Source organism: Rhodococcoides trifolii (assembly GCF_014635345.1).
Lineage (GTDB): Bacteria > Actinomycetota > Actinomycetes > Mycobacteriales > Mycobacteriaceae > Rhodococcoides > Rhodococcoides trifolii.
The window spans coordinates 229518-240554 of sequence record NZ_BMCU01000001.1; the positions used below are offsets into that span (position 1 = coordinate 229518).

Consider the following 11037-nt stretch of genomic DNA (forward strand, 5'->3'; position numbering starts at 1 on the left):
CCCTACGACTGCAGGTACGGACGTAGTTGCGGCAAAGCTTCACCGGCGTGCTTGGCCTGAATTCCGTCGCCGATTGCCTGCAGCTTCCATTCGCTGCCGGCTCGGTAGACCTTCGCCATCACCAGCGCGGTGAACGGCATGCCGCCCTGAAGGGTGAAGCGCGCGAGCTCGGTGTTCGTCGTGTTGTCGACCAAGCGGGTGAACGCGTTCGACACCTGCTCGAACGTCTGACCGCGGTAGGACGTGACCACGAAGACGACGCTCGACACGTGCGCCGGGACGCGGGTCAGGTCGACGAGGATCACTTCGTCGTCGCCCTCGCCTTCGCCCGTCAGGTTGTCGCCCTGGTGCCGGACCGACCCGTCCTTGGAGGTCAGCTGACCGAAGTAGACGACGTCGGCTCCCTTGTCACCGGCGAACATCAGAGCTGATGCGTCGAGGTCGATGTCGACCTCGCGGCTACCGAAGAACCCGCCCTTGGCCTTCTTGATCGGGTCCCAGCCGAGGCCCATCTTGATCACCGTCAGGGCGACACCGCCGTCCTTCTTCAGCGTCACCTTCTGTCCCTTGGACAAGCTGACCGGACGGGCTTTGGTCAAGCTCACCTCGGGCGGACCGGAGGGCGCAGGAGGGGGTGTGGGTGCGGGCGGTGGTGTCGGTGCGGCTGTGGGTGCGGGCGGGGGCGTCGGTGCCGCCGCGGGCGCATCGTCGACGGACACACCGTGGTCGGTCACCAGGGCAGCGAAGCCGCCGGCGTATCCCTGCCCGACGGCACGCACCTTCCACGACCCCTGGCGCCGGTAGACCTCGAGGGCGATGACGATCGACTCACTGCTCAGGCCGTCGACGGTGTACGAGTAGAGCGCGGCGCCGGTAGCCGCATCCAGGACGGTGGCGGTGGGGGCGGCCGAGCGGCCGAAGTTGCTGCTCGCGTCGTCGAGGGTGATGACTGCGCGGATCTGCTCGATGTCGGCCGGCACGCTGTTCAGTGACACCGCTAGCTGCGCGGGTCCGCCGCCGTTCGCGGGCACGAGGCGCACACCGGGGCCGGTCGGCTGGTTGAAGAACACGAAGTCGGCGTCCGTGCGCACCTTCCCGGTCGCCGTGACGAGCAGAGCGGACAGATCGGCCGGAGCGGTGAGCGTGAGACCGATCAGGACCTCGCTGGTGTCGAGCGGTGCATTCTGGCCCTTGGCCAGCGGGCGGGCTGCGGGTGCAGACACGTCGGGGTCCTTGTCGGTCGGCGTCGATGACTCCCTCAGGGTACGTGGCAACCGTGCAACACTGTCGAGCGTGACGAGAAGGCCGCACTCCGACCGGCCGGCCTCCCCGCCCGAAACCATCACGGCCGGACAGGTCGTCCTGCGACGCGAGACGACGGACGATGCGGCCGCCGTCGCGGCGTTGATCGAGCGCAACCTGGACCGGTTGTCGGAGTTCATGCCGTGGGCGGTGGCGGGAGTAGCCGACGCCACCGCGCAACACGATCGCATCGTCGCGTCCGCCATCGCGTGGGATTGCGGGACCGAGTACGACTACGTCGTCGTGGTCGACGACCAGATCGTCGGCAAGTGCGGCCTGCCGCGCCGCATCGAACCGGGTGGGCTCGAGCTCGGATACTGGCTGGACGCGGAGGCGGAGGGTCACGGCTACATCACCGAGGCCGCTCGCGCTCTCACCGCAGCAGCGCTCGACCTCGAGGGCATCGACCGGGTCGAAATCCATTGCGACGCAGGAAACGTGCGTAGCGCCGCGGTTCCTCGTCGGCTCGGATACGAGCTGGACCGAACGGATCGAGTGGACGTCGTCACCCGCGGACAGACCGGCGATCAGATGATCTGGGTGACTCGCGGTCCTCAGTCCTAGGTCACCACGCCATGATCCCGATGGACGTACGCACCTGGACGATGGCCTGTGAGACCAGCGAGTCTCGCGACGGGTCGGGCCTTCCGACGGCCGTCACGATCACGTGGGCAGGCAACCAGTCGACGTCCCCGGCGAAGCGAAGGTAGATCACCAGGTCGGCGCCGGCCGAAGACCCCCGCATCACCGATTCCCGCGCGGCCTCGTATTGCTCCGCACTGGTCGGGTGAATTTCGGGCACCTCGGTTGCCCACCGCCCGAACGGTTCCGGAGGCGGACGCAGCCATTCGAGCATCAACCCGGTCCGCAGAATCATGTGCCCGACGCCCTGCTCCGAGTCCAACGCCACGGCGGCTGCGGCGCGGGCGAATTCGCGGGAGAACGCGGAGGGCGGTCGTTCGATGTCGGCGATCACGTGCACCAGACCGACGATCTTGCGTTCGGTTCCGTAGAGGGACGAGCGCACGGTCATGTGCACGCGGCGAGCCACGCCGTCCTCGCCGGTGAGGGCGATCTCCGCGCCGAACTGCTGGCCGGATTCGGCGCTCGCGGTCTGCACCTCTTGGACGAAGGCGGTGTAGTCGTCGTGATAGTCGAACTCGGTGAAGTACTTCCAGATCTCGGGCAGCGTTCGGCGGTCGGCGGAGCGCGCTATTCCCAGAATGTCGGTCTCGAGCCCGGGGCCGTGCTGGGTGATTCCGGTGACCGCGTTCCACTCGAACGTTCCGACGATCTCGCGTGGCGGCGGCCCGGTATCGGGCGATCCGATCCACGCCGACACACCGAACACGTCGCCGGTGGCGGAGAAGACCGGGACGCAGAGCATCGTGCGCGGTGTCATCGTGCGCGGTGTCCCCTTCGGCACCACGTGGCTCACCACTTGCTGTCGAGTGATGACCACCCGGCGAACCGCGTCGCGCAGGGCTGACGAGACGTGCCTCGACGGCGTCTGCCTGCCCAGAGCGGCGAAATTTCGCTTGCGGTTACCCACCGCGACGACAGTGGGTTCGAGCCCGTCACGTGCACCGAGTGTCTCGACGAGCAGCCAGCCGACGCTGTCGACGGGATCGGACGCCGTGTCGGTACCTGCGGGAGAAACAGTGTCGGACAAGAGGACCTCAGGTCTGGAGCGAAACGCACGAGCGCCGTATGGCCACCCGGACCCCCGTCCCGTGGAAAACTCCCCGATCCTAAACCGTTCGATCGACCGGCAGGTAAGACGCGTGGGTTGCCGGAACCGCGCGGTCGACGTGCTCTGCCATCCAGCGCAACAGTTCCTCGGCCGCCGCGCCGCCCGACGAGTGCGTCACGAACAGCCCGTCTCGTTGCCAGCCAAGACTTTCCAGTTCGCCGTGACGGGGTCGCGCCGCCCGATCGGCGGCCAGAAGCATCTCCGCGTCCAGGGCGCCGTCTCCGGCGGCAACCACAAGTTCATTCGAACGAATGACACCGTCCGCGACCAGCCGACGCTTCACCTCGGCGACGGCCTTGCTCTTGCAGACGGCCTCCGGCATGGAATACACCTTGCGACCCTGCTGCGACACTCCCCAACCGCGTTCGGCGCACCATTCGGACCACTCGGGCACGAAGGTCGCCGGCATCGCGTCGAGTTGAACGACGAGGTAACAGAACAGATCGTCTGCCGTCCGTTCCTTCAACACCCAGGACGGATCGCAGCGGGAGTGCATCTCGGCGAGCACCTCGGGCAACGGCGCTCCCGTCGAAGCGGCGTCGGCATCGACTCGTTCGCGCCAGGCCGCATCCGGTTCTCCGTCGACCAGGATGTTCCCGCCGTTGCTCGTGATGGCGTATCGCCACGGACCGCCGGGTAGGTCGATTCGCCGGAACTGTTCGATCGTTCTGGTCGTCGTCGGCACGACCACCGTCTCCGCGGCGAGTGCCCGCAGCAATCGAGCCGCCTCCGCGGTCATGAACGAGAGTGGTTCACCGTCCAGATACTCCACGCACTCGACGTCGACGTCCTTCCGGCCTTCCCGCAACATCCCGGCCGGCCTCCGGCCTTCCCGCATCGCGCCGGCGGAATAGATCATCGTCCGGTCCAAGTCCGTCGCGATCACAGCACGTCCTTGATCAGTCCCATGCACGAGTAGGCCAGCGCGGGGTCCACGTCGACCGGAACGCCGCGCGCGCGTGCGAGCAACCGGATGTGTTCGTGTTCGGGAGCATCGGGCTCACGCACGAGGATTCGCCACGGCACCCGCCGCAGAAGCACGCGAGTCGTCTCTCCCACACCGGGTTTGACGAAATTGACGGTCGAGATTCCGTACTCCTGCTGCACCTTCTCGACCGACGCCCACCCCGCCCACGTCGGGGTGCGGTCCGACTCGAGCACGGTCCGTAGATCTGCACCGACGCCGTCGCGAACACTGTCGAACCGGGCGCATACCGTGTCCAGCAGCCGATTCGAGACGTCGGCCCCGGCCAGCTCGGAATAGAACTTCGCGCCGTGGAACTCGCCGGGGCCGATGAGATCGGCGTTCAGCACCGTGCGCGAGACCAGGCCGGACACCGTCGAGTTCAAACACGCCGACGCGATCAGGAAGTCGTCGCGTGTGCCGTAGGTGCTCACGCACTGTCCCGGGTCGGCCAGCACGGCGAGTTCGGGAGAGAACCCGGTTCCGTCCAGCGCCTCGCGCAGCTCCCGTGCGATCGCACCTTTTCCCGTCCACCCGTCGACGAACACGACGTCTGCCGGATCGTGATGTGCAGTAATATAATCGAGCGCAACGGTATCGATGCCGCGGTCGCGGACGATGGAAACGGTGTAGTGCGGCCACTCGAGCCCGTGTACCTGCTGTGCCCAGCGGCGCATCAGGATGCCGATCGGTGTGCCGGCCCGCGCGAGCGAACACAGAACGACCGACGGTCCGCGCTCGGCGAGGATCAGGTCGCTGACCACCCCCACGGCCGTCGCCAACCGATCCGCGCTCGCATCCAGGACGTTGTCGAACAGCCGGCGGTACTGCTCGTCGGGTTGGTACTCGATGGGAAGCGACTCCGCGTAGTGCGCCTCTCCGGACTGAATCCGCTGCTCGCGCAGCTCGGTTGCCGCTTCGAGATCCACCGAGGACAGGTCCTTCAGTAACCACGTGACGTCGGACGCGGCGTAGGAACCGAAGTCGGGGCCGTGCAGTGGGGCCGTCATCGGTCTGCTCGCGACCGGGCCAGCGCCGACGGGTCCGCTCCCGGCAAGGCGGCGATCACGACGTCCTCTCCGGCTGCAGCCAGAACCGACGCGGCGCCGCCGGCCTGGTCGACCACGTCCGTATCGGCGGGGCCGTCGAGCAGCAACACGATCTGGGCGTCGACACTGGGCAGGAGGGCGTTGTAGAGGAAGCGCGGTGAGGACTCCCCCGATTCCGAAGCGGCAAAGCGGAATCCGCGACGCAGCGGGTAACCGGGTTCGTCCAGAACGTAGGCGGGCGAGCGCGTCGTCGTCTGGAACCACGTCGGTCGCCCGCTGTCCTGCAGCAGTTGTGCAATTCTCAGAGGCAGGTACATCAATTCCTCGTGTCCCACGACGATCACCGGGCGTCCCGGATCGAGACCGGCCTCGAGCGCATCTGCCGCTGCTCGCACCGCAGTATCGAAACGTGTTGTGTCGCTGCGCAGAAACCCGTGTCGGCCCCCGTCGGGAACGTCAGCGGGCCAGGGAAGTTCGACGCGGTCGACGCGTCCCGTCCGGTTCGGCGTCGGTGAGACACTGTCGGTCAGAGCGGCGACGGTATCGGTCAGTCGGTCCGGAAGGTGGACCGTGCCGTACGCCAGCGCCACCGAGTCGATGTGCACATCGAGTTCGGCTGCGACACGCTGTTGTTCGGCCATGTGCTCCGGCCCGCGCATGTCGACCAGGGAGGCAATCACGTACTGCGAACGCGGCGAATGGCTGTGCATCACGCGAATAGCCTGCAGCGCAGTCGTTCCCGTCGAGATTTCGTCGTCCACCAGGATCAGGGGTGCGTCCGCGGGGAACACCTCTGCCGACGTGGGCAGCAATCGGTGGTCCGTGGCGTGGGAGTGCCCCTCTTCGAACGCGCCGAACACCGGTATCGCGGGAACGACACGGCGAGTGGAGTGCAGGTAGCTGCGCGCGTTCAAGCGCGTGGCGACGCAGTGCCCGAGTCCGGTTGCGGTCTCGGCGAATCCGAGTACAACTACGTTCGAGGAGTCGTCGCAGAGTATCTGTGCGCACAGGGAACCCAGCAGCGAACCGGCGTCGATCACGGCAGCGGGTGCGACGGGGATGTGCTTACCCAGCACCGTCGATACGAGCAGGTGTGCCCGGCGGGGATTCTTCCGTAGGCCCGGCTGCACCAGATCTCCGACGCGCATCCCGACCGACGACGACTCGTGTTCGAGGACCAGGCCCAGTTCTGCGGTGGCCCAGGGCAATGTGCGATCGACGATGCGGCTCATGCGGCCCGTCGCTTTGCCAGAGCCTGCATCACGTCGACAAAGGTGGTGCCTTCGTTGGTGACGCCGAACACCGAGGCACGGACCAATGTTTGCTCGGCCCACGATCGGTGGGGCTTGAGCTCGTTCATCTTGTTTCGGTAGCCCGACGCGAGTACTCCACCGCCGCCGCCGGATTCGATGATCGACAGGGCGTCCTGGTACTCCTCGTGTGTGACGACGGAGAGCGCATGAACCGGCGGTACGTGCGACGGGTGGATCACGGTCTTGCCCTGCAGACCGTTCGCTCGGTCGAGGGCCACTTCGCGCAGCAGACCGTCCAGGTCACGGCTGACCAGCTTCTGGCGAAACGTCACCGCGTCGTTGTTCTCGAAGGGTGTTGCGCGCAGCATCGGACGGAACATGCGTTCGTGGTCGGCGAAGTACTCCCACACAGGTCCGGTGATGACGAAACCCGATCCGTCGGTGCGGCCGAGGTAATTGACGATGGCCCCGATGGTGTCGGCGACGACACGGACGTCGTAGATGGTCAGGTCGCGGTCGCGGCGGATGCCGAACGCGCCGCACATGTCGGTGGCGCCGATGCGCACGGCGAGCACTCTGTCACGGTGCTCGTCGAGGATGCGATGGATGGCGGACAACTCGGCGTCGCGAGTCTCGCGGAAGAGGATTTCTACCGACTCGAGGACCGGCATCACCAGCAGCCGTTTGCCCAGTCGCGCCGAGAGTTCGTCCACTGTGGTGAGTACGTCGCCGCCGTTGTCGGAGCGGAACTTGGGGACGACGAAACCGGCGAGAACGGCGATGCCGTCGGTGATGCCCTCGCACACGATGTGGATGTCGAGAACGGTCCGAATGCGGACGAACAACAGGATGTCGAGGTCGCCGTACCGGGCGAGTTCGTCGAGTGCGGCGACCACGCGGGTGCGCGCCGCATCGAGATCGTCGTCGGCAACTGCGTCCTCGAGGTCGATGACCATGGACTCGACTCCGCTGTGAGCGCGCTTGCGCACGGTATCGACGAGCCCCTCTCGTACAGCCGGGACATAGAGCGTCGCACCGAGTCCGACGGCCAGCGTCGCCAGATCGCCGTCGGTGTCGACGGTCTCGGGTGAACGGTGGAAGAGCGTTCGGTGAACGCTTGGCTCCAGGTGCCGAAAGTATTGCAAGAGGCGCCTTTCCGAGCGTGGAGGCCGGAGGCCGGCCGGCTTGGCGGTTATATCAGTGATCGTGTCGTCCACGCATTCGATCGACCACACCGGCGATGAATTCGCTGATCGAATCGATCTCCTGCAGGTACGACCAGTAGTCGGGCCGGCCCATGTCCAAGGTGTGGTTTGCCCGTTCCATGCGCGCGAGCTGAGCATCCAGCACCGAACCCCATTCGGCAACCAGACCGCGGTCGACCGCAAGGAGTTGCGCGTCGCGGAGTGCGAAGCGCACGGCGCGGTCGGCGCTCGACGGGTCGTCGCGCACACCGCGCAGCCGGGCGAGCCGACCGACGACCGCGTTGATCTGTGCCTCGGCGTCGCCGAGATGCGCGCGCGCTCGGGTGACGAGATCCAGCGCCTGCTCAGGGACCCCGGCTCGCTCGGCGCTGCGCGCCTCGTCGATGTCGGCCTGCGCTTCGCGCATGTGTTCGTCGGTGACCTCGCGAGCACGTGCGAGGTCGGTGCTGCTCGCGGCGACGAACTCACGTAGCAGGGCCGAGAACGCCGGCCCGATTCCGTCCGCCTTGGTCTCCACCGCCTGCAGTCGCGTACGCACCGACGCCAGGGCGTGTTGGGCTGCGGATGCCTTGGCCGGAGCCTCGGCCAGTGCCGTGCGCAGCGCGGCTGTCTCGTCTCGGATGCGAGCGGCGATGTCCTTGATCGCCTGGGCGCTGCTCGCGTTCTGGAGCAGCAGCAACTCACCCAGCAGCCGATCGCGGGCGGCTACCACCGAGCGGTACGTGTGCTCGGGTCGCGACGCGTCGATGGTCGCGAGTACGACGTCGGCCTGCGCCTTCGCCTCCTGACCGATACGGGGTACCGCGGCCATCGCCTGCGTCGCGTGTTCGAGCTGCGCACGGTGTGCGTCGTAGAAGCTGTCGACGGCGTGGCTCGCCTCACCGAGCGCCAACACCGCAGTGACGACTGCGTTGAAGGACTGCTCGGTGGTTTCGGTGTTCGATCGCTCCGTGGCGGACAGGTAGTCGGCGCCGGCGTCGAAACACTGTGCCTCGACCGGCGCCCACCTGGCCCGCAGGCTGCGATCGGGAGTCAACGACTCGATGGCGTCGACACCGGATGACGCTATGGACTGACGCTTGTCCATGTCGAGGAACGCGGCGACCGCATCGTCTCGAACGCGACGGACCGCTGCGTCACGTTCGGCGCCGCGGGAGAATCGCCCCGGCCAGCGTTCTGTCACCACCGCATCGATATTACGGACAGTGAAATTACCGGCGGGAACCTCACGGACTCGGCGGTCGTTTCGTGTATGACCGAAGCGGACACAGCTCGAACACGCGCACGCCGAACCGAAAGGACCTTTCCATGGGCGTCAGCCTGACCAAGGGTGGCAACGTCTCCCTCACCAAAGCTGCACCGAACCTCACCGCCGTATCGGTGGGCCTCGGCTGGGATACCCGCACCACCACCGGAACGGATTTCGACCTCGACGCCAGCGCCATCGCGCTCGGCGGCGACAAGAAGGTTGTCAGCGATCAGCACTTCGTCTTCTTCAACAACCTGAAGTCCCCCGACGGCTCCATCGAGCACACCGGTGACAACACCACCGGCGAGGGCGACGGCGACGACGAGGTCATCAACGTCGAACTCAGCGCCGTTCCGCCGAACATCGAGACCATCAACTTCCCGGTGTCGATCTACGAGGCGGATGCTCGATCGCAGTCGTTCGGCCAGGTCCGCAACGCGTACATACGCGTCGTCGACAAGTCGAACGGCACCGAACTCGCGCGCTACGACCTCTCCGAGGACGCGTCCACCGAGACCGCCATGGTGTTCGGTGAGCTCTACCGCAACGGCGCCGAGTGGAAGTTCCGCGCTGTCGGCCAGGGCTACGCGTCCGGCCTGGCCGGGATCGCTCGCGACTTCGGAGTGAACGTCTAGCTCCAACAGCGAGTAAACTTCTCGCCAAGACATCTCTGCTCACGTCAGGGGAGAGTCCGCACCTTCGGGCTCTCCCCTGACGTCTGTGTCAGGGATGTACGTCCGACCAGAAAGGCCACATCCACCGTGGTTCTCCGCATTTTCGGTTTCTCGATCGCCGTGACGATCGTCTCGATCATCGTGGCGTTCGTATACGGCAGCTGGGAAGCGGTTGCCCTGGTGGTGATCCTCGGCATTCTCGAGGTGTCGCTGTCCTTCGACAACGCCGTCATCAACGCCACCGTCCTGCGCCGGATGAGCGAGTTCTGGCAGAAGATCTTCTTGACCATCGGCATCATCATCGCCGTGTTCGGCATGCGCCTGGTGTTTCCGCTGGTCATCGTGTGGGCCGCATCGGGTCTGGGCCCGGTCGCCGCGCTCGATCTGGCATTGAACCCGCCGGCCGACGACGCCCCGTACTTCCCCAACGGTGACCCCTCGTACGAAACGTTGATCACCGACGCGCACCCGCAGATCGCCGCGTTCGGTGGCATGTTCCTGTTGATGCTCTTCCTCGGCTTCATCTTCGAAGAGCGTGAACACACCTGGCTGTCCTGGATCGAGAAGCCGCTGCAGAAGGCCGGCAAGCTCGACATGCTCGCCGTGGTCGTCGCCGGTGTGCTGCTGGTGCTCACCGCGGAGTTCCTCGCCGAGGACGAGAAGATCTCCACCGTCATGGTCTCCGGTGTGCTGGGCATGGTCACCTACATCGCCGTCAACGGTCTGGGCAACTTGTTCCACATCCCGGGTGAGGACGAGGACGAAGAGGCCTCCAGCGGGCCGTCCGATCTGGCGAAGGCCACCGGCAAGGCCGGGTTCTTCCTGTTCCTCTACCTCGAGGTGCTCGACGCCTCGTTCAGCTTCGACGGTGTCATCGGCGCGTTCGCCATCACTGCCGACCCGATCATCATCGCTCTGGGCCTGGGCTTCATCGGCGCGATGTTCGTCCGCTCGCTGACGGTGTTCCTGGTCCGCAAGGGCACCCTCGACGACTACGTGTACCTCGAGCACGGCGCGCACTGGGCCATCGGCGCCCTCGCCACCATCCTGCTCGTCTCCATCGGTGTGCACATCAACGAGATCATCACCGGCCTCGTCGGCGTCGTGCTGATCGGTCTGTCCTTCTGGTCCAGCGTGCGCCGCAACAAGCGCATCGAAGCCGAAGGCGGCACCGCCGAGGTCGAGCTCGAGAAAGCCTGACTTCTGCGTTCACCACTCGTCGAGAGTGGTGAGTTCGTCCTGCAGGGCCCGCACGAACAGTGCTGCCTTCGTCGGCGCCGCACGGCCAACCGATGCGTACTTGTTGCGAATGCGGGCGATGTGGGTGTTGATGGTGCCGATGGAGATGTAGAGCTGGTGCGCGGCGCCGGCCTTGGAATCCGACCGAAACCACGCGAGCATCACCTCTATCTCCCGTGCGCTGAGCGTCGGGCGAGGGAGGCTTGGGTCGGGATCGGTGCGGGCCACCGACTCGAGATCTGCGGTGGGCAACCTCAGTACGCGACCGTCCGGTTGGTTCGACACTCACCGATCCTGAAACGGGCTCGGCGCAGGGGCCAGGCGAGCGACCACCTCCGAACAGGGTCCG

Annotated in this window: 11 protein-coding genes; 3 read left to right on the forward strand and 8 right to left on the reverse strand. The window is 66.2% G+C overall.

What is annotated here, in order from left to right:
* Positions 1–2: 2 nt before the first annotated feature.
* The gene (locus IEW02_RS01045) at positions 3–1223 is read right to left on the reverse strand and encodes a TerD family protein (RefSeq protein WP_229745714.1); all 1221 of its coding nucleotides are present in this window, start codon (positions 1221–1223) and stop codon (positions 3–5) included.
* A gap of 70 nt (positions 1224–1293) precedes the next feature.
* On the opposite strand from IEW02_RS01045, the gene IEW02_RS01050 reads away from it, so the two are divergent.
* The gene (locus IEW02_RS01050) at positions 1294–1866 is read left to right on the forward strand and encodes a GNAT family N-acetyltransferase (protein WP_188542863.1); all 573 of its coding nucleotides are present in this window, start codon (positions 1294–1296) and stop codon (positions 1864–1866) included.
* A gap of 1 nt (position 1867) precedes the next feature.
* Here the strand turns inward: IEW02_RS01050 and IEW02_RS01055 are convergent, their stop codons facing one another.
* The 6 genes from IEW02_RS01055 to IEW02_RS25030 form a co-directional block, all read right to left on the reverse strand.
* Entirely contained in the window at positions 1868–2974 is a 1107-nt protein-coding gene (locus tag IEW02_RS01055; protein ID WP_188542864.1) for a GAF domain-containing protein, read from the reverse strand.
* Between the two features lie 79 nt (positions 2975–3053).
* Positions 3054–3914, reverse strand: a complete 861-nt coding sequence (locus IEW02_RS01060) for an HAD family hydrolase (protein WP_188543920.1) — start codon at positions 3912–3914, stop codon at positions 3054–3056.
* 23 nt (positions 3915–3937) lie between these two features.
* Positions 3938–5029, reverse strand: coding sequence for a cysteine protease StiP family protein (locus IEW02_RS01065; protein ID WP_188542865.1), 1092 nt, complete (start codon positions 5027–5029; stop codon positions 3938–3940).
* Positions 5026–6300 (reverse strand): phosphoribosyltransferase family protein, encoded by a 1275-nt coding sequence (locus tag IEW02_RS01070; protein WP_188542866.1) that lies wholly within the window; start codon positions 6298–6300, stop codon positions 5026–5028. The genes IEW02_RS01065 and IEW02_RS01070 overlap by 4 nt, the downstream gene beginning before the upstream one ends.
* On the reverse strand, positions 6297–7466 hold the full coding sequence (locus tag IEW02_RS01075) for an HpcH/HpaI aldolase/citrate lyase family protein (protein ID WP_229745715.1): 1170 nt from the start codon (positions 7464–7466) through the stop codon (positions 6297–6299). Before IEW02_RS01075 ends, IEW02_RS01070 begins: the two co-directional genes overlap by 4 nt.
* Positions 7467–7518: 52 nt before the next feature.
* A complete protein-coding gene (locus IEW02_RS25030; protein WP_229745716.1) occupies positions 7519–8712 on the reverse strand; it encodes a hypothetical protein in 1194 nt (397 codons plus the stop codon).
* Between the two features lie 122 nt (positions 8713–8834).
* Here IEW02_RS25030 and IEW02_RS01080 point away from each other — a divergent pair, with 122 nt between their 5' ends.
* Both IEW02_RS01080 and IEW02_RS01085 read left to right on the forward strand, forming a co-directional pair.
* A complete protein-coding gene (locus tag IEW02_RS01080) occupies positions 8835–9410 on the forward strand; it encodes a TerD family protein (protein ID WP_188542868.1) in 576 nt (191 codons plus the stop codon).
* Positions 9411–9536: 126 nt separating this feature from the next.
* Complete coding sequence (locus tag IEW02_RS01085; RefSeq protein WP_188542869.1) at positions 9537–10649, forward strand: DUF475 domain-containing protein; 1113 nt, start codon at positions 9537–9539, stop codon at positions 10647–10649.
* Positions 10650–10658: 9 nt separating this feature from the next.
* On the opposite strand, the gene IEW02_RS01090 is transcribed toward IEW02_RS01085, so the two are convergent.
* Complete coding sequence (locus IEW02_RS01090) at positions 10659–10973, reverse strand: helix-turn-helix transcriptional regulator (protein ID WP_308933146.1); 315 nt, start codon at positions 10971–10973, stop codon at positions 10659–10661.
* Positions 10974–11037: the final 64 nt, after the last annotated feature.